Below are 22,807 nucleotides of genomic sequence, written 5' to 3' on the forward strand. Positions count from 1 at the left end.
GTCAGCCACCCCATGCCACGTCGATCGCCTCACACCAAGCCGCCTGTTCCTTCGTCGGGCGGATGTCCGTCCACCCCACCAGTTCCACCCGGCTCACACCGTCTATGTGCAACTGCGCATCGATCCCGGACCGCGAGACCTCCAGCCCCAGCCGGCGACGGGGGTTCACCCAGGTCTGCAGCCGAGCCTTGCATGCCGCCAGGATGGCTTCGTTCTCCGGTCCCGTGCCGGCCTTGTACAGCACGGCCTTAACTCGGTACGGCAAGATCTCGGCAGACTGGACCGTGAGCCGATCGGCCACCGGGCGCACGTCGTCATCGCTCAGATGTGCACGTACCGTCTCCAGTAGCTCTGGCTGGGCGAGGCCTGTGCCCTCCAGATCCAGCACCGTGACCACCACCTCGGCCGGGGCCGGGCTCTCGGCTGTCGCGTCCGCCACCCGGCCGGAGGCATTGCGCGCATGCAGGATGTAGCTGTTCCTCGGGCCGGCGGTGGTCAGGCCCTCATAGACCAACTGCACGCGTTCACGCAGTGCATCGTCAGCCTCGAGGACGCGCTCGACCGGAGGTACCGCATTGAGATCCTCGGTCTGCACGACCAGCCGCTGCAGGTTCACATTGGCGGCCAGCTGGTCCAGGTCCGCGCCGCGTGCATAGGCCAGCATCAAGGCTTTGGCGGCGTCGTTGACCCGCGCCCGGTTCTGCATGCGCCGGTAGGCGCCCAGCTCGAGGAGCTTGGTGATCGGGTCACTCTCGAGCAGCGCGTCCCATTTTTCCCCCATGTACTGGCGAAAGCGCTGCAGCTCTTCGTCGTACACCCCCTCGAAATCAAGGCTCTCCAGCACCTGCGGCGCCGGGAGCTGCGACAGATCCACTACGCTCATGCACTCACCTCCAAGACTGCGCTGTCACCCAGGTACGTGCCGGTCAGCTGCAGGTCGATCTTGCCGTCGATGACCGCAAGCACCCGTACCCGCTCCAGCTGCAGCCGCGGTTCCCAACGCCCCAAGGCACGGGCGACCTCGGCCTGCACCGCACTTTTCCAGCCTTCGTTCACCGGCAGGTCGACGTAGCGGCGCAACTGGCAACCGTACTCAGGACGCATCCGGCGGCTGCCTACCGTGGTGGTGAGGATGTCCTCGATGGACTGCCGCAGGTGGCCCAGGCCGGCGACCGGCTGGCCCGTTCGACGATCCATGCCGATCACGGTCAGGCCTCCTTGAAGTCGGACCGGTTGCGCATGTAGGCCAGGCCCACCGCGTCATCGCCGCTGATCGTGACCTGGCCCTGTACCACCTCAAGCTCCACCCAGTCGGGCAGGATCAACTTGCGGCGGGTGTACTCCTGATCGATGAATGTCACCGGCCCGCTCGGCACCGGTGCCGCCTCGCTGCCCTCTTCAGGCTCTTTCTGTGTTCTGGCCATGCTTTCCTCCAGGCATGAAAAAGCCCGCACTAGGCGGGCTCTGGTCAGTGTTTGTAGTTTGCCGTGTTGCCGGCGGTGTCGATGATCCGCGCCCCGCCGTTGATGTCACCTGTGACCATCAGTGTTCCGTTGATCGTGACCGCGCCGGTCAGCGTGATCGTGTCGCCCTGGGCGGTAATGCTCGAGGACTGTGCCGTGATGGCGTCGTCCGTCAGCACTGCCTGGGAGGCTCCTACCTTCACCGTGACCGTGCCGCTGGGCAGCTCGATCGTGTAGGTCTTGGCCTGCCAGTCGTAGACCAGGGAGCCACCGTCGTCGAAACGCCAGACCTCGACATGGCCGCGGTTGTCCGGCGCCGGGCCGGCGTTGCCGTACAGCCCTGGCACGAAAGTGCCCTGCGCAGGCTCGCCGCTGGGACTGATCAGCACGCCCTGCTCTTCCAGGCTCGGCGCCCGCCAGTGGCGCGCCTTGCCGGCGGCCTGGCTGTGCCAGCGGACCCAGGCGCTGGTCCAGCCGCTGCCGTCCGACACCCGCACCATCGCGGCGGCCAGGTCGACGGCGACCACCCGGCAGGGGATCACCAGGCTGGCCAGCATCCGATCGTGCATGGCTGATGCGTAACTCATGACAGTTCCTCCGGGCTGACGGGCTCCGCGTCTGGGCCAACCTTCAGCACCAACGAGCCGGGCGGCTCTATTGGCCATGGCCACTCTTCCTCGCCGAGGTAGATGACCTGCGTCCACTCGACCACCCAGACCGCCATGCTGTCCAACTCGGGGCGACTCCAATCCCGCTCCGCCCGGACGAAATGGGCAGGCTCGACTTCAATGCCCCAAGTCTGCAGCCGCAACAGCACTGCCAGCTGTGCAGCAATGAACGCCACGACATGCAGGTGATCAACGTCCTCGACGCCAACAATCGGCCGCGCCTCGAAGCGAGCCTCAACAGCCACTTCCCCCGTACCAGGATCACGCTCTGCAGCGTCGAACCCCGCCAGCTCGATCACCACCGCCGGCACATCCACAACGGTGAGCATTCCGGGCATCGTGCCCACATAGCACAGACCCGGTATCGCCTGCGTGATGGCTTCCTCCATCGCCGCATACACCCTGGCCAGGGGGATTGGATCGTCAGCCATTTCCGATCCTCCGTGTAAGCTTGACCATCTCGAAGTTCAACTCCTGCTCCATCACCACCAGCAGGCGCTGGTGGGCCTTGTTCGTCCATGACTCAAAGTGAGGTCTGACGTCCTCCAGCGAGATCTTGGCCTTGGCCAGGGGGAAGCGACTGTCGTTCTCGGCGATCCAGCCTGAGCTGGCCCCACCGGCCTTTGAGACCTCGCTGTCAGGGTAATCGCTGGGATCAAAGTGCTTGCTGGCCGTGCGGATCCAGATATCGGCCTTGCTGCCGTACACCTGGCGATAGAACGCGCCTTGATAGCGACGCCCTGCCACAGACACGCCCGCACGGGTCTGCCGAGGCCGCCCGGCCCGGCTGGCCTCGATCGGATTGAGACCGAACCAGAGCTTGCCCTGGCCATTGCTGCCGGCCTTGTAGGCCCGCAGGCGCTGCCGCACCGCCTTGATGGCGATGCGTTCCTGCTGGCCCACCGAACGAGCGACGCGCCCCTGAAGCCAACGCAGCGTCTTGTTGATGGCTCGACGCTCAGCAGCGGCAACCGCCTTGGGCACCAACCCAGCGAAATGTTCAAACCCCTTGACCTGTCGGGGATTGGTTTGCAGTGTGATCAACCCCGTGCTGCCGGACTGCTTGTAATAGCTGCCGACGCTCATTTCACCTCCCGAAGGGCAAAGTTGATCCAACCGCCACCATCCGGCTCCCGCTTGGCGATGACGTACCGTCCGCCGCCATCTGCCGGGGCGAGATCGCACACCAGGTGCAGCCCCTCCCTGATGCCATTGGCCTGAGATACGCGCACCGAGAAGACAGGCTGCCGCAAGCCGGTGTTGATCGAGCCGACCCGTGGCTGCTGCCACGGCACCGACATGAACCCATGCACCGGCTCAGCGAAGCCCTCGATCTCAACTTCGTCACCCAACTCCTCGAGCAAGGATTCATCCATGTCCGACATGGCCTCGCGAAAGGACATGATCAGCCCTCCCCGCCGCCGCCGTCGTCTTCGTCTTCCTCCTCTTCCTCCTCTTCGTCTGGGTTACCACCACCAGGGGCTGGAGCAGGGGCCGGCGCGGGCGGCCCCGCCGAAGGCGAGCGACCAGAGGAACGACCACCGGTACTCAGCTTGCCGCGAGCAACGATAGCCCCCTCTTCAAGCAGCAGCTCGCGGATCGCAGCCGAAGACGGAACGAAGACCTCACCCGCCTTCACGACCTTGCCGCCGTCCTGAATGCAGCCATCCACCACCACGTATTCGACTTTGGCCATGTCACACCACCTTGGCGAAGAGGAAGGCGTTCGGCTCCAGCAGTCCAGCCAAAGGAGCGGCCTGCAACTTCAGCCAACGCTGGCTCGGCTCTTTGGTGACCCAGCTTTTGGGGAAGCGAGACGCCTCGACCAGACCGCTCTCGATGGCTTCCATGTCCTGAATCGCCGCGTACAGCATCGCGTTGCGCGTCCCAGTAGAACCCAGGATCAAGCCACCGGCTGGCACCAGAGGCTTCTCGCCGTCCTCGTCATCCAGGTACCACTCGTCATAGGCGTAGAGGTCAATGCCCGGATCGTTGAGGTAGCCCAGGTAGGTCACCCCGTCCGGCAGCAACTCTGGCTTGATCAAACCGAGGTCGACGCGGCGGTTGTTCAGTTGCTTGAGCACAGATTCGTTGTTGTGGAAGGAGTCCTGCGCTTCCGCACTCAACACTGCCACGTTGGCGGAGCGCCCCGAGTCCTTGGCAATCAGGCGACGCCACTGACGCAGGTTGCCGATCGGGTCAGAATCGCTGGTGTTCCAGCGCCCGGTGGCCAGCGTGACCTTGTGAGTGTCCTCCATGCGGAAGTCGATGGTGTCATCTACACCATCGCCGACAACGCGCAGACGGCCAGTCGTCAGCACTTGAGCGCACATCCACTCTTCCCGCCGAGTGATCTCGTCGTCGAGTTCGACCAGGTCCCGGCCGAGCCGCTCGCCTGCACGCTCCAGCGCAGTGCGGGTCGAGAACGGGTTCTCGCCCGCGCCACGCTTCAGGATCAGCTCGGCACGGGTGACGCGCTTCGGTTGGATATAAGGCGGCTTGTAAGTCGACGAGCTGATGCCGGTGCGCTGCGACACACTGCCTGGCAGGGTCGGGTGAACGAACGGCGCCATTTTGCGCTGGCCCTTCACGATGTCGATGGTGACCGTCTCGGTACCGAAGGTCTCAGGCATACCCGCGTTGAAGAAGGTGTCCATGAGGAAGCGCCGCGGCGTCGGCATCTGCTCGATGGCTTCAAGCATGGTGAGGGTGTCAAAGATATCCATTGGAACTCCGTTATCGAATGAAGATGCTGAGCGGCCGCAGGGCAGCCTTCGCGGCGGCAAGGGTCAAGCCTTCGCCGTAAGTGAGCTGACCGCCGAGTACTTGGCCGGTCAGACGGATCGGTGCGCTCTTGGCGCCCTCGGTGGTGTCGACGTCCTGGTCAAGGATCGCGCAGGGCGCCTGCGAGCCGTCCTCGGCCGCCGCCTTGCACAGCACGTACTCATGACTGGCCGTGATCTGGCCCAGCACCGCGCCACGGGTCAGCTTCTGGCCGGCAGCGATCAGGCCGGTATCCATTACGATGGGGAAGTCGCCCGCCGAGAGTTGGCTCGGCAGGTAGGAACTGCGGGTAGGGTTTGGCATTGGAACCTCCTAGTTAGCGGCGCGAGGCGCCTGCAACGATTGCGCTGACGGCGGCCTTGCGCTCGCCCTCCTTGCCACCGGCAGGTGCAGCAGTGCCGGTAACGCCCTGGGCGTCGCTCTTGATGCCGGCCAGCGAGATACCACGATCCTGCGAAGCCTTGAGCAGCATCAGGGCCGTGGCCTCTACGGACGAGCCGTCGTCGATCGCCGCGCTGATCTCCTTCTCGAAGCCCTTGGCGCCCAGGGCGTTGATGCCCTTGATGCGGTCACGCTCAGCGGTAGTGGCCTCGGCGCGGATCGCAGTGGTGTCGACCTGCTCAGCCTGGGCAATCTCGATGGTGTTGGGGTCAGTGCCCGCCGCTATCGCGGTGCGCAGTTCTGCCGTGGTCTTGACGGTGGTCATGGTTTGTATCCTTGGGGAGTTGATGGCCGGCTTGGCCAGTTCGGTGATCAGGGATTCCAGCGAGCCCGTGCGGTGGGCCAGGCCGTGCTTGACGGCGTCCGCACCGACGCGGATGCCGCCGTGATCGCCCATCTCGGGCACCTTCTCGACAGCGACGCCGAGGTTGCGGGCAACCTTGCCCACGAAGACTTCGGCCATCGCGTCGATGGTCTCGCCCACCTTGGCGCGCCCTTCTTCCGTACCGAGGTCGGGGCGCTTGTTCGGCGCATTGCGGCTGACAATCTGGTAGCGGGCTCGCCCGGCCTTCTTGTCGTCCTCGACCACAGCCTCGACGACAACACCAATGCTGCCGGCCAGGCTGGCCTCATCGATGACGATCTCGCTTGCCGCCGAGGCGATCCAATAGGCCGCGCTCGCGCCCATCCCGCCGATGTACGCCACGATGCGCTTGCGGGCGCGGCCCGCGTAGATCATCTCGGCGAGCTCGTTGATGCCCGAGGCGACGCCACCAGGGCTGTCGATGTTCAGCACGATTGACTTGACCTTGGGGTCGTCCAGGGCACGCTGTATGTCGGTGGCCAGGACTTGGGTGCTGGTGGCACCACTGATCTCGGTGAACAAGTTGGCGTAGCGGAAGATCGGCCCGGTGACCGGTACCACCGCCACGTTGCCGCGCATGGTGACGCGCCGGGTTTCTTCCAGCCGCTCGCCGCGCTTGGTCGCCAGCGCCACCGGATCGCCCATGCGGTCGGAGATGGTCAGCAGGTTGTCCAAGGCGTCGGGCATCATCAGCCAGGGCTGCGAGGCAGCCAGCTCAAGTGCTCGAGGCATTTCTATTCCTCTTTGGGTTCGGGATCTGGCGGGTTTTCAAGGCCACCCTTGGGCAGGGCCTGTATGTTGTGCTCCCGCCGGTACGCGACTTCACGGGTTCGCTGGCGGATCACCTGCTGCCAGGGCTCGCCGGTCATGGCCGCTGTCTCCAGCGTCTCGTTGCTGACTCCGATCTCGATGCGCTTGCCGGCGGCGTTGGCCTCCTTCAGCTCGTCGATCGCGCCCCGCGCCGGACCTATCCAGAGCGCCTGGCAATACGCCTTGCGCTTGGCGGGCTCGCTGTACCCAGGCAGGTCGATCAGCCCCCTGGCCACGGCTTCATCGATAATCAGCTCGCGGCTTGGCTGGCAGAAGTCGCAGGCCAGCCACCAACGCCGCAGGCTGTAGAACCGCCAGGCCTGGAGCATGGCGGCGCGGGCGGCGCTGTAGCTGCTGCTGTAGTGCAACAGCAGCTCCTCCAGTGGCAGCTCCAGCGCGGCACCGATCTCCTTCACCACCGCGGTGAAGAACGGGTCGAATTGAGCGTTGGGCCGGCTGGGGTTGGCCACCATCGGCTCTTCACCCACACCGAGGTCGACAATGGCCCCCTCGCCCAGCGCGAGCGCACCATCAGAAGTGTCATCGCCGCCGGGCTGCTCTTCGCTGAGCGCGGACATCGGCAGGTTGCCTGGGTTGAAGCCGTCACTCTTCTTGATGAACACGGTGAACATCGCCGAGATCACCGCCGCCATCAGCTCGGCGCTGCTGTAGCGCTCCAGCTTCTGCAGCGGCTCCAGCACCGGTGACAGGTACGGCGCCCCGCGCTTCTGTCCAGGCCGTTCCTTGTCGGCCATGACATGCAGTACACGGCGCCGTCCGGTCTCGGCGCCGAACACTGGCAAGCGCTCCCACTGCAGCGGCTTGCCCTGCAGGTGCTCACCGGGGTAGCCAGTGCACACGTGGTACGCCACCGGCGCGCCAAGGCCGTCAAACTCGACACCCTCCACCAGGTCAACACGATCCAGCCCGCTGTTGGGGTTGCCGACACGGTCGGACTCGATCAGCTGCAACCGCGTACTGAAGAGGCAGCCGGGTCGTTCCTGATCCGGGCTAGCGACGAATACGTCGCCCGCCACCATCGACGACACCAGTACCAGGGCCTGCAGCTGATAGTGGTTGAGCGTCGCTTCTGCATCGCACTCACGAGGGTCATCGGCATACAACGACCACAACCGGTCCAGCTGACCATTGAGATGCTCGGCTTCTTCTTCGGTGATACCCAGCGCCTCATGATCAACTTGCGCCCGACAGACCAGCCCCGTGCCCACCACGTTGGTGCGCAACCGCATGATCGCCGCGCGGGCTACCAGGTGGTTGCGCATGGCATCGCGGGAACGCGCCGCCAGCGTGCGGCGCTCGCTCTGGTTGAAGTCGCGCCGTGGGCTGCCGAGACCAGGCAGCCAGCTGGCCATGCTACGCAGCACGCGCGACGCACCGCGCCAGCGGGTTTCAACCCCGCCGCCACCGCCTTGGGCCGAGATCTGCTCACCGTCGACCGACGCCCTCGCCACCCGGATAGCTTCGGTCATCAGCTGCTCGGCAGCCGACTCCCGTTTGCTGAACGGCCACACGGTCATATCCCCACGTAGGCAATGCGGTTACGGCCCCTGCCCACAAGCGCTGCCCGCTCTTGGGCGACCTGTTCGGCGTACTGCTTTTCCAGCAGCCGCAGGCTATTGAGCTCGGCCAGTTGAACCTCGCGATCCTGCCGACGCAGCCGCTGGCCATTCTTCAGGACGCGCGAGATCGCCGCCCGGACCTCGTCGAGGCGTTGTTGTGCTTCAGTCATGGAGACCTCGGTTAGTGGACGCGGCTCCGCGTACCCCGGCCGCGCGTGACCGCCCGGCGAGGAACCGGCGCCACCGCCTGTTCAGTTGTGAAGAGGGTGGGCTGCAGCAGTTGCTGCTCCAGCTGGTCCCATTCGTGATCACGCAGCAGGTGCGTCTTGAGACTGCGTGCCGCATGCAAGGCATACACCTCGCAGTCCAGCGCTTCGTTGCGCCGGCCGGCCTTCTTCTGCCAGACCATCTTGCTGGGGTTGCGCGGGTGCGGGGCCAAGACCTCGTTGGTCACCTGCTCGTAGTAGTCCGAGCGGATCTCGCTGTACCAGTGCATGCGACCTGGCCCTGAGCCTTTGAGCTTCATCCGGCCATCGATCAACGTCTTGGCCTTGTGGGTGCCGACGATGAACACACGCAGGCCATACTTCGAGGCCTTGGTGTTGTCCTGGCTGGTGTCCGCCGACTGGGCCGGCTTGGTGAAGATCTCCCGATCCCGGCTGTCGATAGAGGCGCCCTTGATCGCCATGATGTTGAAGCGCTGACGATCCCGAACGTAGGTGTACACCGCGTCGCTGGTGTTACCGTCCGAGCTGTCGATGCTGACCGCCGACACGGCGATCTGGGCACCGCTCTCGATGGGGATCGGTGTAGCGATCATCTTGTCCAGCTCGGTCCACACCGGGTCATGGGGATCGATGGGGTTGCCGGGTAACTCGCCCCAGTACAACCGCCAGGACTCCTCCCCCCGCCCCCAGCCCGTGAACAGCACGGCAAGGCGGTCGCCCTGGACGTCGACACCGACCGTCACCAGCAACACGCCCTTAGGCGCCGTAAGTTCGGCGTAAGGCTCGGCGCGCTTCTCCAGCTCGTCGGTCTTGGGCGCGTCGCTCTTGTACTCGTAGCTTTCGCCCATCGAGCTGTTGGTAAAAGCGATCATCGGGCCGATGTTGCCCTGACGCTGGGCGTACTCGGCCTGCAGCTTCTTCTCCATCAGCACTTCGAAGCGGGAGCCGGGGAACGTGGCATACAGCTCGTTGATGATGTAGCCGGCAATGCCGCGGAACTCTGCCGTAGCCTCCCAGCGACAGCGAGGGTCGCCCAGGTTGGCATTCTTCTGGTGGTCATCCCAGATCTCGCCGCAGTGCGGGCAGGCGTAGTACGCCGTCTCCGGGCGCCGCTTGCCATACACCTCGTGGAAGTAATGCTCGTCTTCGTCGCAGTGCAAATGCTCGAAGCTCGGCGTATGCAACTGTCCGCATCCATGGCAGGGGACCAGGCCCACGCGCTTGTCTGAAAGCTCAAGCTCGGCATCGATCGCCGACAGGCCCTTGATGGTGGGGGTGCCGCCGATGATGATCTTCGACCGCAGGAACGTCTTCAGACGCTCCTTGGCAAGCTTGATACTGTCTCCCTGCCCACGCAGGTTCAGGTTGCAGTCGTCGGGCTCCTCGATCGCGACCCGTGGGACCGGTGTCGACTTCACACTGGCCGGGCTGTTGGAGCCAACCATCTTTAGGAACCCGCCAGGAAACCGCTTGAAGTCCTGCCGCTGCTGTAGCTTGCGGCTGCGAAGGTCGACCTTTTTGCGCAGGCGCTTGGTGGCCTGGATCATCGGTTCGAGCTTCTCGGCCACGTACTGCTTGGCCGCTTCGGCCTTGGGGAACAAAACCAGAATGGGTGACGGATCGAGATCGATCCACTTGCCCAGGGCGTTCCCCAGTACGCCCGACGTCCAGGCCACCTGGGCCGACTTGCGCGCCACAATCTCGGTGACGTTTGGATCATCCAGCGCCTCGAGCGGGCCGCCTGGCCAGATCAGATGTGGCGTTTTGTCAAATCGGTATTTACCTGGTGCCGCCGACTCTTCGGGGGCTAGCCAGCGGAACCGGTCAGCCCATTCGATGATGGACATGCGTGGCGGCGGCGCCCACTTGCGGCAGACGCGGCGCATCGCCTTACTCGCCGTCTTCTTCAGAGCCCTCCTCGTCGTCTGGCTCGTCAGGATCCCCGGCGAGATCGTCGTCCTCGTCATACGCGGACAACCTCCTCAGTATGGATTCGATGGGATCGCGGATCAGCTGGTTGTCCACCGGTACGCCGTACTTGGCGGTCAGCGTCATCGCCAGCTCATCAGGGAAGGTGTTCAGCAACTCGATCTTGGCGGCGGTGATCACCGCCTCGAAGCGCTCGACCATTTCGGCCTCGACCACCACCTCGCCCAACTCCCGAGCCAGCGCGATCTCTTCGCGGTCGCCGCGCAGCCTGTCAAGCCGGTCCCGTGAGGACTCCTTCTTGCCGTTCAACGAGGCCTGGCGCATCAGCCATTCGATCACCGCCTGGGTGTCGTACTGGTTCTCGTTGCCGCGCCCCACGCCAAACTCGTTCACCGGCATGCCCTCGTTCTGCCACCGGCTCAGAGTGCGTTCATCCCGCCCGACGATCTCGCTCAGCTCAAGCTTGCTGACTGTCTTCCCCATTGCTAAGCCCTTGAAAAGACGGACATCCCTGCCAGATTTCCAGCTGCAGGGAAACCGCGAGTCTGCGCACCCGTGTAGGGGGCGGCCCGGGGGGAGGACCCAGAAAGCCGGCTCCCACCCCCTGCCCCCGGCCGGGTCACTGGCCTGCCTCGGTGCCAGCTGGCGGCACCTGGGCCAGCCCCAGCCGCTTGGCGGCCCAGCGCTCGTAGAGATTGATCGCCACATCGGCGCCGGCCATCGCGGTGAGGCAGCCGACTGCAGCCGACATCAACACCGATACGCCGAGCGCGAGCAGCAACATGTTCGCCGAGAGCCCACAGGTAACGCAGGCCCCCGAGCGCAACGCAAGCCGGCGAATCAATCCCCAACCGCGAGCCCCCGCCTTGTCCGCCCTCCACATCTCACCTGAAACCCCACCGACCAGGGACAGTACGATCACCATCCATATCGGCATCTCGACTAATGCTTGTTGCTCGCTGTTCATGCAGGCCTCAATTGGCAAAGCACGGCGCCGAAAAAAGAAAACCCCGCCATATGGCAGGGTTCTCGATGCACCGACAGGTCGGAGCGGTTGCACAGCACAGTGCTTGTGGGGGAAGCGCCTAAGCGCACTTTTCATATCGTGGCGCCTTTTTACATGCCACCGGAAAAACCGAAAAGGGGCAATTATCGGTACGCCACAATGTGGTCGCTATGTAGCATCCATGTTGCAGGAAAGTTGCATAGTGACCCGACGAACGGTAGACAAGCGGACCCGCCCCGCCCTTGCCCCCAGGATGGCCAGCACCTGCAAATGCAGTGCTTTCACCCAGTTGCGATAGGTGCGATCCGCGTCCTCGGCCAGCCCTACTTCGCGCATTTGCTCACGCACCGTCACACCGTGCAGGTAGCGCAGCTCGGCCAGCTTTGCCAACGTGGCGCCCCGAGCATCACGCCGCGCCAGTTCCGCCACTGCAGCGTCGACCTCGGCGGCGGCATGGTCGAGGCCCGCACCCGACACCAAAATGCGCGCCCCCGACGATCCCGTGCGCGGCGCCGCCCCTTTCCACTCCATGATCGTGCCCATCTGGCTGCCCAAGCTCGCGTCCAGCCCCAGCTTCCCGCGCTGCTCCCCCCAGTGACGCATCAGTTCGCCCACCAGGCGCACACGCTCGACCGGGTCGATCAGTGCTGACATATCCATCCGGTGCTGCGCCAATCGCACCAGGAGCTGAAGGCGCATTCCATGGTCCATCGTCATCACCATTCCTCCGAAATCAGCACCCAACACATATTTAGCCAACCCAACACAAACCCAACACACTCAAACCCCAACAAATTCAATGGATTGGAAACATGTGTGTTTAGTGTGTTGGGTGTGTTGGGTTTTTCAGGGGTCGCATAGAGATTCATCCGCCCTTCGATCCCAGCGCTTGAAGAAGATCGCATGCGCGTGCGCGTGCGCGAACCCAACACACCCAACACACATAGCCGCCAAGCCACGGATTCCGGGACCTGAGCCTGTGTTGACTTGCGTAATCCAACCCAACACAAACCCAACACACCCAACACACTTACCGGCGGAGTCATGCTGCAACCCTCTTGATGTGGTCCCAGGCTTCCACGTTCCAACCTGCGAGCTTCGCTCGCTCACGCCACTCGATGACGTTCTTCCCCAGCACGGCCGCATTCAGGGATGGGGGTAGGGAAGGATCTCCATCGTTGGGCATGAAGAACGCAGCGAAACGCCTGGTGTCCTTCGCCGTGGAAGGGTCCGTCCAGGGAATAGCCCTCGTCTTCTCCACCTTCGCGCTCAACATCAGCGAGAACTTGGTTTGGCTCATGGCGTGCTCTTTGTTGTGGGCGCACCACTCGATGAACATGGCGTACACATCCGAGGTCAGGCAGCAGCCCCACAGACCATACCCAAGCTCGCCGTTTCGCCAGAGGTAGAAGAAGGTCTGCCAGGCCGTGCGGCTTAGCTCGACCAAGCGTTGCCGGGCCTCGGTCTTCGGTGGACGCGTGCGCTGGTTGAAGTCCTCAAGGTCGACGTCCAGCAGCCAACCGTACAAGGCGGCCACTCCACCGTTGGCCAGCTCTCGGGCGATTGCCTTCTGCCGCTCAGGCGGCAAAGTCTCCAGGGGCCACATCACCAGCATCCGGCGATCGTCTTCGCTGATCGGCCAAGGCATGATCTCGTTGCTCAGGAACGCCGAGTTCATGTGGTTGGCCTCTTCCCAGCCGTTGATGAACTTGGACTCCATCCGCACCGTCTTGCCTGTGATCATGTGCTTGATCTTGCCGACTTGGTTGTAGCGCTGGTCGCGGCTCACAACCTCTTCGAACACCGCCCACAGCTTGCCGCTTTGCCAGGCGTTGAAGTTGCCTTCCAACTGCGCCTGGCCAACCGTCGCGCTGTACCGCCCGTAAAGCTCACCCATGATGTCCGCGAACAGCAGGCTCTTACCCGAGCCTTCCATGGTCGAGTGGAACAGGATCGCCGTGTCCATCTTTGCGCCCATATGCTGCAGCGGGTAGGCCAACCACTTGATCAGCCAGTCCAGCGCTTCCGCTTCGTTGTTGCAAAGGAACGCGATCAGCCAGCGCAGGTTCTCGCAGGCAGCATCATCGCGCACCGGCGTGAGCGGCAGCCCCTCGAAGGTGTTGATGTAGATCGCCGGATCTTTGGTCATAGTCGGGTCGAATACGATGTGGTCGACGTCCACCACCCGCCGATCCGGGCTGTTCAGCCATAACTGATAGGCATCACCCAGGGCCATCTTCACGCTACCCTCGGGCAGGCGACGTTTCTTCTCGCGGTCCCAGGCCTCCTTCGTTCCGTCGATGTAGATGTACCGGTCGAGCGGCTCCAACTTCAGCGCCCCGCCCTTCTTGCTGGACATCTTCCGGGCGTGCTCAAGCTCTGACACCTGCTCGGAGGCAATCAGCTTCTTGTCGGTCCGCTCTATCCACTCCTTGGCCAGCGGCTTGCCAACCAGGGCTTCGAAGCCCGCCCGCTTCATCGCCCGCCCCTTGTCCAAGTCCCACACGCTGGTGGTGCCTTCGACCAGAGCGAAGCGGCGCATTGCACCGTCAATGTCCAGGGCGTCGCCCCCTGCCCCCCCAGTGGCCGAGGAGCCGGCCGGGCTTCCCGCCTCGACGTCCGATGGGGTGTGGGGAAGGTGCTCGACATTGCCGTCGCCGATCGGCGCCAGTTCGGCCTGCTCGGAGACCGATGGGGTGTGGGGAAGCTCACCCAGCGGCGGCGGCTCTGGCGGGCGGGACTTGGCGTCGATACCGAGGATCCGAGCTGCCGCCCTGGTCGCAGCCCTCTGGTCGCCGTCGTGCATCAGAATGCAGAACACGTCGAAGGCATCATTTTTGTGTCCGTTCGCCAGCGGGTCCGACGTGTGATGGGAAAAGAGCTTGCCATCGGTGATCGTCACCCCAGGCATGCCGGAGCTGCTGTGTGGGCTCAGCCACTTCCCGTCGATGCGCTTGTAGCCATGCGCCTCGATCATCGTGGCGATGTCATGGATGCGGTTGAATTCCGGGATGACCTCCGGGAGCTTTTCACCAGATCGAGCAGCAGCGGGTGATTGCCTTGGCAGGGGGCGAGCCGCGGGCATAGCCGGCTTCGGCCTCCACGGGCAAACGGCCTCCCCTTTGGGCTTGAACTCGTCCCAGCCCAGCCAGATCGCCAGCAGTTCGGGTGGAAGCTCCGGCAAGCCGCCCGCGACTGGCGCGGTGCGCCATGTGTAGGGCTTGCCCGTACCTGGGTGAATAGAAGGCGGCAGCACGTCCTGCACCAGGCCACCCCGTAACTCGAAGACGGTCACTTTCTTGAAGGGCTCAGCCGCTAGGCGGAAAGCCGCTTCGCGGTCGGCATCTTCCTGGTCTACCGCTGCTTGGACCTGCGCCATGAGCCCCTTGTAGATGGTGCCATCGGGGTCGTTCTTGTTGGGCCACACCAAGGCGTGACGGCTCAACTCCACACCCTCGGGGACGCGGAACATCACACGGAAACGCTCTGGGTTACCCACGGAGGTCGGGTATGCGTCTGCAAGGGCGTCAACGTCGAGTCCAAGCGTCTGCTGCAGGACCTGCCGCGTCAGCTCGACATCATCAACGTCCAGCGAACAGACTCGACTAGGCCCGAGCACCACCCCTAGGTTGTGACTCGGGCGCTTCGTCCAGAACGCTTCGGCATCAGCGGCGACAGTGAAGTAGCGACCGGGTAGGTTCCAACCCTTACCCTTTGGCCCCTTCTCGCCTGGCTCGATGGGAACCAGGGCCAAACCAAAGGTTTCAATGTAACGCCGCGCCCAATCAGCTGTGGTAGGAGTTGGGCGCGTGCTCATCTGCGACGCTCCCTCAGTCCTTGGCAGTCGATACAGGTTTCACAACCTGCGACCGACTGCTGGCGGGCCAACGGAATAGGCTCATCGCAATCCTCGCAGAAATGGGCACTCGGCTTTTCAGGAAGGCGCGCAAGGCGCTGCAACGACAACTGCAGGAAGTACTCAGCATGATCGTTGGCGAAATCGACGGCATCAGCCATGGCTTGAGTCCTCCATGGCCTCGCGGGCACCTGCCATGATGGCGAGCACCTGCCGGATAACCTCCATACCACGCTGCTCCAGGTCCAACACCTCTGGCAAAGTCCAGACGTTGTCGGAGGCACCATCATGCAGGCTACCCACGAACTGTCCCGACTCGTCGAGCAGCTTTGCGACCGCCTGCAGCGCGTCGTTGGTGGCCGGCACCGGCTCGGGGCGATACCAGACCGCACCGGCAGGACGGACCAGCGCGTCGAGTAGCCGCGAATCACCAGTCCACTGGACGATCTCTTCGAGCTCGTCGGGAGTTGGCCAGCGGCGGTCGTCGGTGTGGTGTAGCTTCTTCTGAAGGGTATCCACCTCAAGCCCCATGTCGAAGGCCAGCTTGGTGATACCACCGTGATAATCACGACCAGCGCGATAGAGCGCCTGCCGCAAGGTGAGGACTGGGCCAACGCCCGGCAAAAGATCAATCCTGCTCATAACCGTAAAACCTCGGTTTACGGTGTAGCCAGAGAATGGGGTAGGCCCTATCCTACAGCCACGACCGTACTGTGCTGTGCGTCGTCGTAGCTGGACTGGGGAGGTGAGAGTCCCCAGTCCAGCACCTTACTTTTTTGTCTGTCTCAAGTAGGCCCAGTCGATGTCCGGCCGCATGGCCTCACAACGAATGACCCCTTTTGTTTCCCGTTCCAGGCTTACAGCCAAACCAGCGCTAGCGCGACGGTTGCCGTAAGCCACCTGCTTCAACTGGCCTGGCGACGTCCCGCAGTGCTCCGCGAAAGCCTTAAGCCCTTCCCTGTCCATCGTCTTCAAGTACTCGCTAAGCGTCATAGACACCTCCATGGGCGGCGAGATTAGCAATTGCTAATGACCAAAACAATAGCATGTCGTAATTTACTGTTTGCTAACGGACAGCAATCATCGCCGTATGGATATCAACGAAAGGCGTATCGCCTCCCTCCGCAGAATCATGGGTACCCTGAGCCAGAAGGAATTCGCCGAGGCTCACGACCTGGACGCGTCGTATCTGTCACAACTACTGAACGGACATCGCAAGCTGGGGGAAAAGGCTGCGCTGAATTTGGAGCTCAAGATCGGGCTCGCAGCAGGGACGCTGACATCTCCTCCCTCGGAGGAGCCCCCCACCAAAGCCCCAGACAATGTGGTTCGCCTACCCACCCGCGTGGTCAAGGACAAGAACTTCTTGCTGATTCCGCATCTCGACATAGCGGCATCAATGGGGCCAGGCAAGGCAGCCCCAAACATGCACATTGAAGTCATTCGCGACATGACGGTTCATCTGGATTGGCTCAGGATGCAGGGCCTGACCTTCTCCAAGATCGACAATCTGGCGATCATCACCGGAGATGGAGACAGCATGTCGGGGACCTTCGCCGACGGGGACGCGCTTCTGGTGGATCGAGGCATTAACGAGGTTAAGACCGACGCCATCTATGTCTTCACCCTTGACGGAGACCTCTACATTAAGCGCCTTCAGCGTCTCACCGGCGGTACGCTCCGGATGATTTCTGATAACCCAATCTACCCTCCAATCATCATCGACGAGTCGATGATCGATCGCATGCACATCCAGGCCCGAGTTCTGCTCGCCTGGAACGCTAAAAAGCTCTAACACCACTTCGCTGTGCATCACCGGCTTGTGCGCCGGGCACAGTCATGCCCGATAAATTTAGCATTTGCTATTGATGAACGAATTAGCTTTTGCTAATTTCTTGTTGCGTCAGCTCTCACATCAAGGACATGACCCTCATGAAATTTGCACAGCACAACGGACCCAGCGCGGTTCTACTACACCCAACCACCTGCAGCAGCCTTGCGAAAATCAGGGAGTTCCAGCACCGCACGGGTATGCAAGTTGTCGTATCCCAGGCAGGCAAGGCCCACGCCGTTCCCTACTCCGGAGGTGCCGCGTGAGCGAGTTCACTATCCCTTTGAGTCGGATCATGGTGCTGGAGCGCACGCTGGAGCACGGCGGAAACGCGACGTGCAAACTTCAACGCCCCGAGACATCGTTGGACGCCCAGGTCTACGTCGAGAATGACAGCACCACTCACCACATCAAGGTGACGATGGGGCCGCTCACCAGCTCTCTATCCCTTCCCCGCAGAATGGCCACCAAGTGCCAGTCCTTACGCTACTTCCTGCAGGATCTGGCCAATGGCCGAGCTGACTCCGGCGCAATGTCGGAAGAGGCTCTCGCCCTGCTGGAGGCGCAAGACAGCGTGGATGAAGTCCTACTCGTCGGCCAGATCGCGTATGTGATCAATACCGTCAACCATGCGCTGCCCTTCGGCGCAGTTGTGACCAATGACCAGGGCGAGGTCTGCGCAGCGGTTACCGCCTCGAGCAAGCAGCAACTCGCTGCTGCCCTGCGCGCAAAGCTCAAGCCCGGCCATGAGGGGCTTGGGGAGCGCACATGAGCACCCTGGAACAACTGCGCAGTGAGTGGGCGACGCCCTGCCCTACGTTGACCGCCGTGCGGGAGCGCTACTTCCCGCACATAGGCTCGGACAGACGACTCAGGGAGCTGATCAACAAAGGGGCGATCCCGCTGACGTTGAAAAAGCTGCACAACTCAGCGAAGGCGCCCCACGTGATCTACCTGCACGACCTCGCCCAATACCTCGACCGTCAGGCGCAACAAGACTCGCAAATCGCGTGAACCAGGCGGCCCCGGCCATCAGGGGCAACAGCCCGCCACCGGCTCTCAAATCCACGGTGGCGGGTCAATTTGGAGCACACCATATGCAACCACATCAGCAAGTCCTCGCTGTGGGGATTCTTTGGCTTGTCACCTTGATTGTCGCGCCGTACTTGTTCACGAAGGCTCGCAGCCGCGCCTTCAGTCGTGGCGTGGAAATCGGCAAGGAACATCATAGAGCCGATCTGAAGCTGCAGCTCAAGACCCTCCGAGAGGAGCTGGACGAAGCCCGCGTCCAGACCGAGGCAGACCAGCGTAAGCACCACCTGGCTGTAGCGTCCCTCAAGCGAACTATCACGGAGCTTGAAGAGCGGATCATGTCCTACACAGGCATGCCAGTGACCAGGGCCGACTACGACCTGATGATCAACGCTGTCGAGACGCTGGCCCTGGCTGAGAAAACGTGGAAGGTCGTCCAGGGGACCGAGCCATGGTGCAAGCGTGCTCTGCAACAGCAGCAAGACATCCAGGCCCTCGCAGTACGCGTGCACCATCAACTGCGTAGCACACCGGCCAGCGCCGCAACAGCGGGGGCTGCAGCATGACCCTGCGCAAGCACACATTAAAGCACTTCCACATGTGCTGCGGCCTGGGCGGCGGCGCCAAGGGGTTCAATCGCTCCAAGCCTATCGTAGGCAACCTGCAGGCCGACTGGCAGTGCATCGGCGGCGTCGACGTTGACCCGGCCGGCCTGGCCGACTTCGAGCGTTTGTCGGGCGTCAAGGGCACCCTGATCGATCTGTTCACCCGCGACCAATACATCCGCTTCCACGGCAAAGAACCGCCACCAGGGTGGCGCGAAGCTACGCCGGAAGACATCCGCCGCGCAGCTGGTGGCCACCGCCCCGACGCAGTGTTCATAAGCTCACCGTGCAAGGGCGCTAGTGGGCTGCTGTCGGAAACCATGAGCCTGACACCACGGTACCAGGCCTTGAACGAACTGACACTGCGCTGCATCTGGCTGTTCTGTGAGGCCTGGGCCGACGACCCTGTTCCGCTGCTAGTGTTCGAGAACGTACCACGCCTCGCCACTCGCGGCCGGCACCTGCTCGACCAGATCAACAGCCTGCTGGGCCAATTCGGCTACGCAGTCGCCGAGACCACTCACGACTGCGGCGTTATCGGCGGGCTGGCCCAGAGCCGCAAGCGCTTCCTGCTGGTGGCCCGCCACGTCGAGAAGGTCCCTCCGTTCCTGTACGAGCCAGAGAAGAAAAGCCTGCGCGCCGTGGGCGATATCCTTGGGCGCATGCCACTGGCCGGCGACATCGAGGCCGCCGGCCCCATGCACCGTGTTCCCGCACTGCAGTGGAAGACCTGGGTACGCCTCGCCCTGGTCGAGGCCGGCAAAGACTGGCGCAGCCTTAACGACCTCGCGATCGAGGATGGCTACCTTCGCGACTTCGTAATCGTCCCCGAAGCCTACGCAGGCTATCTGGGCGTGAACGACTGGGAGAAAGCCGTGGGCACCGTCGCTGGAAAGTCCAATCCAACGAACGGCGCATTCTCGATCGCGGATCCTCGCGCTCAAGCCGGCGCCTTGCAGTACCAGCAGTACGGGGTGCGCCGCTGGCAAGACACAAGCGGCGCGGTAATCGGCGTCAAGAGCCCAGGGCAAGGCACGTTCAGCGTGGCCGACCCACGACGAGCAGGCGGCGGCTTCGGCAAGTATCAGGTCACCCCTTTCACCAGCCCAGCCAACACCGTGATTGCTGGAAGCACCACCGGCCAAGGCGCCTTTGCGGTACAGGACCCGAGGTACCACAACTGGCACCCCGGCGCATCGAGCCGCAAGCTGAACGTGGTCGGAATGAATCAAACCGCTGGCACTGTGACCGGCTCGCAACAGGTCGCCAGCGGCGCCATGGCGATCGCCGACCCCCGGCCCGGCATGCGCCGCACCAAAGGCGATGCTTACCTGACTGGCGGGCATTACGGCGTGGTGCCGTGGGGCGGCCCGGCCGGTGCCGTGTCCGCCAGCGCGATGCATGACAACGGCCGCTGGAGTGTCGCCGATCCGCGTCTACCGGCCGCCAACGAACGTCTGACCTGCGTAATCGAATCGATGGACGGGACATGGCACCGCCCCTTCACAACCTTTGAGCTGGCCGCCATCCAGAGCCTGGTTGAACCCGAGGAGCAGCTGGAACTGGACGGCCTGAGCGACCAAGCCTGGCGGGAACGTATCGGCAACGCCGTCCCACCAGCTGCTGCAGAAGCCGTAGCGGATGTGATGGGCACCACCCTGTTGTTGGTCGCCCAAGGGGAAACCTTCGTGCTTAGCAGCATGCCGATTTGGGTACGCCCCATCGCCGTAGGCCTGAGCGTCGCTCAGCGGGAGGCCGCATGAAAAGTCACCACCACGACACCCCAGCGCCGGACGCTGAGCACAGCGCCGCCGCTTGGCTCGGCCAGGCCGGGCTGTACCGCACTCGACTGGAAGCCGTGCATAACGGCGAGCAGCACCTGGAACCAGTTTCTGCCGACGAGCTGTTCGAACTTGCACGCTGCCACGTTCGCGAGGACCACATCCATGCCTAACCCTACCCGTACCTGGCAGCTGGTCAGCCTGGTCTTGGCCTGCGCGCTGATCGCTGCCCTGATCCAACTGCACCAGCCAGCCCCTGTTAACGCACAGGGAGGCACGTCACCGACTGTAAACAAAATCACCGACTACGAGCACTTGGCCCTGAGCCCTAACGCCCGACGCGCCCATGAGAGGTATTCGCTGTGACTACCACACAGACTTACATCCCACGCACCCGGACGCCGAAAGGCATGCAGCCAATGTCGGGCCGCAACATGTCGTTCATCTGCGACGCCTGCAACCAAGCTCGCAACAAGGGCAACCATAATCACTGCTCCAAGAATCCGCCAGGCAGCTGGCTTCTTCATTATCCGAAGGACTACGGCATGACCATTGATCTTTCGAAGTTGAAGGCACTCACTGAAGCCGCCAAGCGCGATCCGTACGATAATCTGCCGGCCAATGACTACGGCATGTCGATGCCGCAAGGTATGGCGCTGGAGCTGATCAACGGGATCGAGCGCCACCGCCAGGTAACCGCCGAGGGCTGTAAGCCCGGAAGCGATATCCTGCTCGCCGGCCTCCCCCGCGGAGGCGTAGCGCCTTGCCGCAGCCTCGACGAAGCGGAGGGTTGCAAGCCCGATTACAACACTCATCCGACTACCAGCATCAACACCATGGCTGTAGATCGCCCGACCCGAGCCTATCAGGAGAACCAAGCATGAACACCGCCTTCGTGCTGATGGCGCAATACAACGGCCTGGCGATCATTTCGCTTGAGCAAGTTTGCGCTGACTACTTCACGCACCTCACTCCGCTCGTGTTCCAACGCAAGGTGTTGGCAGGAGAAATCAAGCTGCCCATCACCCGACTTGAACCGAGCCAGAAGAGCGCCCGAGGCATCCACATTACCGACCTGGCTCTATACCTAGATCAGCAGCGGGATGCTGCGCGCAAAGAGTGCGCGCAATTGAACAAGACGCTAAGGACAGGCTAATTAGAAAATGGCGATCACTTGATCAGTTATTGTCGCCCGCTTTGCATTGGACCCAGCCAATCGCATCCGCTTTGATCACCCTGCATCGATAGCCGTCAATGATCGGCGGCTATCGTCAACAGCGGACAGTCACTTACTGATACATGGGATGGTCGGCGTATTTCATCCGAGATAAGAATGGGCCAAAGACGAAACCCAAAATGGAGAATGACATACCAATCTGTACCTCAAAGCCCAACTAGGAACTTGGATTCAGCTATGCAAATCCTGCAAGCACTCCACCATTGATAACATTGTTTGAAAAATTATTACCACCAACCGCCAAATTATTCATACCGCCATAGACATTAAATCCGAGCACTCGCAAGTCAAGCTCAGTAATCAAGGCCTGATCATGACCAGTTTGCTCTACCCGCAGTACCGTTGCCCCATTGACTTTCACAACTATCTGCCTACCAATTTCTTCGACTCTGACCATAGGGTGCCGTGAGATCGACGACTCAACCAGTGATATTAGCTCTCGACTATTAGGCGCCGTAACCGCACGCAACCAAATCTGCGGCTTGAAGCCCGAGCCTATAAGTATTGGAAAAGAATTCCCAACAGCCATTATTTTTGCGCCACCATACAACCTATTGCTGCAAACGCTCAAAAGCGAATAAGGAGTATAACCCATCGGAAGCTGATCAAACCTTTCCATGCTGACTCCCCACTCGCTGCCTGACTTTTGGAGAAATTTTGAAGTGATTTTTAATTGATTTCATAATTTCTTTTCGATCATTCGGCAATAGGCAACCGATAATCCAAAGTAAAACTACAATAGCACACCCAACGCTAAGAGTAATCCACTCGGCAATACTAATAGGAGTTCCAGTCCCATCTAGAGCAACTGAAATAAATTTTGGCAGAATACTAAGAGCAAAACCCAGCGTAACAAAAAATATATTTACAGCCCACACATGCATGGAAACCCAAGTACTTTTAAGCATCATATACTCGGCGGCACTCAATGAATAATCAGCCTGTACAGTAGCAAACAATGTGCTACCGCTGTAAAGATCATCAGATTTTAACGGCTGAAAATCTTCCCCTGCTCCAGTTTTGTTCTGTGTCATGCTTGCTTAGTCGTCAATGCCAACGATGTCAATACAATATCACGCCTGCGTGATTGGCATCAATCATTGCTAACTCATCAGACTACAAGCCATTCGTGGCCTCCCGCGCTCCACCAAAAGCGGCGAATCGCGGGGAGGAAATCATGACCAAACACGCCG

32 protein-coding genes are annotated in these 22,807 nt (G+C 62.0%); 9 read left to right on the forward strand and 23 right to left on the reverse strand.

Annotated features, from left to right (window positions below):
* Position 1: 1 nt before the first annotated feature.
* The 21 genes from AC25ND_RS01610 to AC25ND_RS01710 all read right to left on the reverse strand — a co-directional run bounded on the left by AC25ND_RS01610 (position 2) and on the right by AC25ND_RS01710 (position 16,121).
* Positions 2–883, reverse strand: a complete 882-nt coding sequence (locus AC25ND_RS01610) for a baseplate assembly protein (RefSeq protein WP_486976042.1) — start codon at positions 881–883, stop codon at positions 2–4.
* Positions 880–1,206 (reverse strand): GPW/gp25 family protein, encoded by a 327-nt coding sequence (locus tag AC25ND_RS01615; RefSeq protein WP_262950385.1) that lies wholly within the window; start codon positions 1,204–1,206, stop codon positions 880–882. Before AC25ND_RS01615 ends, AC25ND_RS01610 begins: the two co-directional genes overlap by 4 nt.
* Positions 1,207–1,208: 2 nt before the next feature.
* Positions 1,209–1,424, reverse strand: a complete 216-nt coding sequence (locus AC25ND_RS01620) for a hypothetical protein (protein WP_062361320.1) — start codon at positions 1,422–1,424, stop codon at positions 1,209–1,211.
* Positions 1,425–1,468: 44 nt separating this feature from the next.
* Positions 1,469–2,050, reverse strand: coding sequence for a phage baseplate assembly protein V (locus AC25ND_RS01625; protein WP_486976043.1), 582 nt, complete (start codon positions 2,048–2,050; stop codon positions 1,469–1,471).
* Complete coding sequence (locus AC25ND_RS01630) at positions 2,047–2,562, reverse strand: hypothetical protein (protein ID WP_486976044.1); 516 nt, start codon at positions 2,560–2,562, stop codon at positions 2,047–2,049. Before AC25ND_RS01630 ends, AC25ND_RS01625 begins: the two co-directional genes overlap by 4 nt.
* Positions 2,555–3,217 (reverse strand): hypothetical protein, encoded by a 663-nt coding sequence (locus AC25ND_RS01635; protein WP_486976045.1) that lies wholly within the window; start codon positions 3,215–3,217, stop codon positions 2,555–2,557. Before AC25ND_RS01635 ends, AC25ND_RS01630 begins: the two co-directional genes overlap by 8 nt.
* Positions 3,214–3,534 (reverse strand): head-tail joining protein, encoded by a 321-nt coding sequence (locus tag AC25ND_RS01640; RefSeq protein WP_486976046.1) that lies wholly within the window; start codon positions 3,532–3,534, stop codon positions 3,214–3,216. The genes AC25ND_RS01635 and AC25ND_RS01640 overlap by 4 nt, the downstream gene beginning before the upstream one ends.
* 2 nt (positions 3,535–3,536) lie before the next feature.
* On the reverse strand, positions 3,537–3,827 hold the full coding sequence (locus tag AC25ND_RS01645) for a hypothetical protein (protein WP_486976047.1): 291 nt from the start codon (positions 3,825–3,827) through the stop codon (positions 3,537–3,539).
* A 1-nt stretch (position 3,828) separates the two neighbouring features.
* Positions 3,829–4,857, reverse strand: coding sequence for a major capsid protein (locus AC25ND_RS01650; protein WP_486976048.1), 1,029 nt, complete (start codon positions 4,855–4,857; stop codon positions 3,829–3,831).
* A gap of 10 nt (positions 4,858–4,867) precedes the next feature.
* The gene (locus tag AC25ND_RS01655) at positions 4,868–5,218 is read right to left on the reverse strand and encodes a head decoration protein (protein ID WP_486976049.1); all 351 of its coding nucleotides are present in this window, start codon (positions 5,216–5,218) and stop codon (positions 4,868–4,870) included.
* Between the two features lie 13 nt (positions 5,219–5,231).
* Entirely contained in the window at positions 5,232–6,452 is a 1,221-nt protein-coding gene (locus AC25ND_RS01660) for a S49 family peptidase (protein ID WP_486976050.1), read from the reverse strand.
* A 2-nt stretch (positions 6,453–6,454) separates the two neighbouring features.
* Positions 6,455–8,020, reverse strand: coding sequence for a phage portal protein (locus tag AC25ND_RS01665; RefSeq protein ID WP_486976051.1), 1,566 nt, complete (start codon positions 8,018–8,020; stop codon positions 6,455–6,457).
* Between the two features lie 44 nt (positions 8,021–8,064).
* On the reverse strand, positions 8,065–8,280 hold the full coding sequence (locus tag AC25ND_RS01670) for a hypothetical protein (protein WP_486976052.1): 216 nt from the start codon (positions 8,278–8,280) through the stop codon (positions 8,065–8,067).
* Positions 8,281–8,291: 11 nt separating this feature from the next.
* On the reverse strand, positions 8,292–10,223 hold the full coding sequence (locus AC25ND_RS01675) for a phage terminase large subunit family protein (RefSeq protein ID WP_486976053.1): 1,932 nt from the start codon (positions 10,221–10,223) through the stop codon (positions 8,292–8,294).
* 4 nt (positions 10,224–10,227) lie between these two features.
* Positions 10,228–10,749 (reverse strand): terminase small subunit, encoded by a 522-nt coding sequence (locus AC25ND_RS01680; protein WP_414535056.1) that lies wholly within the window; start codon positions 10,747–10,749, stop codon positions 10,228–10,230.
* Between the two features lie 136 nt (positions 10,750–10,885).
* Positions 10,886–11,233 carry a phage holin family protein gene (locus AC25ND_RS01685; RefSeq protein WP_260271163.1) on the reverse strand — a complete coding sequence of 116 codons (348 nt, stop codon included), beginning with the start codon at positions 11,231–11,233 and terminating at the stop codon, positions 10,886–10,888.
* Between the two features lie 207 nt (positions 11,234–11,440).
* Complete coding sequence (locus AC25ND_RS01690) at positions 11,441–11,989, reverse strand: hypothetical protein (RefSeq protein ID WP_486976054.1); 549 nt, start codon at positions 11,987–11,989, stop codon at positions 11,441–11,443.
* A gap of 325 nt (positions 11,990–12,314) precedes the next feature.
* The gene (locus tag AC25ND_RS01695; RefSeq protein ID WP_486976055.1) at positions 12,315–15,089 is read right to left on the reverse strand and encodes a bifunctional DNA primase/polymerase; all 2,775 of its coding nucleotides are present in this window, start codon (positions 15,087–15,089) and stop codon (positions 12,315–12,317) included.
* Positions 15,086–15,289, reverse strand: a complete 204-nt coding sequence (locus tag AC25ND_RS01700; RefSeq protein ID WP_486976056.1) for a TraR/DksA C4-type zinc finger protein — start codon at positions 15,287–15,289, stop codon at positions 15,086–15,088. Before AC25ND_RS01700 ends, AC25ND_RS01695 begins: the two co-directional genes overlap by 4 nt.
* Positions 15,282–15,770: a phage regulatory CII family protein gene (locus AC25ND_RS01705; RefSeq protein WP_475259607.1), complete on the reverse strand. Its 489-nt coding sequence runs from the start codon at positions 15,768–15,770 to the stop codon at positions 15,282–15,284. Before AC25ND_RS01705 ends, AC25ND_RS01700 begins: the two co-directional genes overlap by 8 nt.
* A gap of 126 nt (positions 15,771–15,896) precedes the next feature.
* Positions 15,897–16,121, reverse strand: a complete 225-nt coding sequence (locus AC25ND_RS01710) for a YdaS family helix-turn-helix protein (RefSeq protein ID WP_331831885.1) — start codon at positions 16,119–16,121, stop codon at positions 15,897–15,899.
* A 97-nt stretch (positions 16,122–16,218) separates the two neighbouring features.
* Between AC25ND_RS01710 and AC25ND_RS01715 the strand changes: the two genes are divergently transcribed.
* The 9 genes from AC25ND_RS01715 to AC25ND_RS01755 all read left to right on the forward strand — a co-directional run bounded on the left by AC25ND_RS01715 (position 16,219) and on the right by AC25ND_RS01755 (position 21,533).
* Positions 16,219–16,923, forward strand: a complete 705-nt coding sequence (locus AC25ND_RS01715; RefSeq protein ID WP_331831886.1) for a S24 family peptidase — start codon at positions 16,219–16,221, stop codon at positions 16,921–16,923.
* Positions 16,924–17,221: 298 nt separating this feature from the next.
* The gene (locus AC25ND_RS01720; RefSeq protein ID WP_486976057.1) at positions 17,222–17,731 is read left to right on the forward strand and encodes a hypothetical protein; all 510 of its coding nucleotides are present in this window, start codon (positions 17,222–17,224) and stop codon (positions 17,729–17,731) included.
* The gene (locus tag AC25ND_RS01725) at positions 17,728–17,973 is read left to right on the forward strand and encodes a pyocin activator PrtN family protein (protein ID WP_099431178.1); all 246 of its coding nucleotides are present in this window, start codon (positions 17,728–17,730) and stop codon (positions 17,971–17,973) included. The genes AC25ND_RS01720 and AC25ND_RS01725 overlap by 4 nt, the downstream gene beginning before the upstream one ends.
* An 83-nt stretch (positions 17,974–18,056) precedes the next feature.
* Positions 18,057–18,557 carry a hypothetical protein gene (locus AC25ND_RS01730; protein WP_486976058.1) on the forward strand — a complete coding sequence of 167 codons (501 nt, stop codon included), beginning with the start codon at positions 18,057–18,059 and terminating at the stop codon, positions 18,555–18,557.
* Positions 18,554–20,359 (forward strand): DNA cytosine methyltransferase, encoded by a 1,806-nt coding sequence (locus AC25ND_RS01735; protein WP_486976059.1) that lies wholly within the window; start codon positions 18,554–18,556, stop codon positions 20,357–20,359. Before AC25ND_RS01730 ends, AC25ND_RS01735 begins: the two co-directional genes overlap by 4 nt.
* Positions 20,356–20,550 (forward strand): hypothetical protein, encoded by a 195-nt coding sequence (locus AC25ND_RS01740; protein WP_486976060.1) that lies wholly within the window; start codon positions 20,356–20,358, stop codon positions 20,548–20,550. The genes AC25ND_RS01735 and AC25ND_RS01740 overlap by 4 nt, the downstream gene beginning before the upstream one ends.
* Complete coding sequence (locus tag AC25ND_RS01745; RefSeq protein ID WP_486976061.1) at positions 20,543–20,743, forward strand: hypothetical protein; 201 nt, start codon at positions 20,543–20,545, stop codon at positions 20,741–20,743. The genes AC25ND_RS01740 and AC25ND_RS01745 overlap by 8 nt, the downstream gene beginning before the upstream one ends.
* A 53-nt stretch (positions 20,744–20,796) precedes the next feature.
* On the forward strand, positions 20,797–21,261 hold the full coding sequence (locus AC25ND_RS01750; protein WP_486976062.1) for a hypothetical protein: 465 nt from the start codon (positions 20,797–20,799) through the stop codon (positions 21,259–21,261).
* Entirely contained in the window at positions 21,258–21,533 is a 276-nt protein-coding gene (locus AC25ND_RS01755; RefSeq protein WP_486976063.1) for a pyocin activator PrtN family protein, read from the forward strand. The genes AC25ND_RS01750 and AC25ND_RS01755 overlap by 4 nt, the downstream gene beginning before the upstream one ends.
* A 256-nt stretch (positions 21,534–21,789) precedes the next feature.
* Here AC25ND_RS01755 and AC25ND_RS01760 read toward each other — a convergent pair whose 3' ends face one another.
* Both AC25ND_RS01760 and AC25ND_RS01765 read right to left on the reverse strand, forming a co-directional pair.
* Positions 21,790–22,233, reverse strand: coding sequence for a hypothetical protein (locus tag AC25ND_RS01760; RefSeq protein ID WP_486976064.1), 444 nt, complete (start codon positions 22,231–22,233; stop codon positions 21,790–21,792).
* Positions 22,220–22,648, reverse strand: coding sequence for a hypothetical protein (locus AC25ND_RS01765; protein WP_486976065.1), 429 nt, complete (start codon positions 22,646–22,648; stop codon positions 22,220–22,222). The genes AC25ND_RS01760 and AC25ND_RS01765 overlap by 14 nt, the downstream gene beginning before the upstream one ends.
* Between the last annotated feature and the right edge of the window lie 159 nt (positions 22,649–22,807).

The organism is Pseudomonas sp. P110(2024) (genome assembly GCF_057480795.1).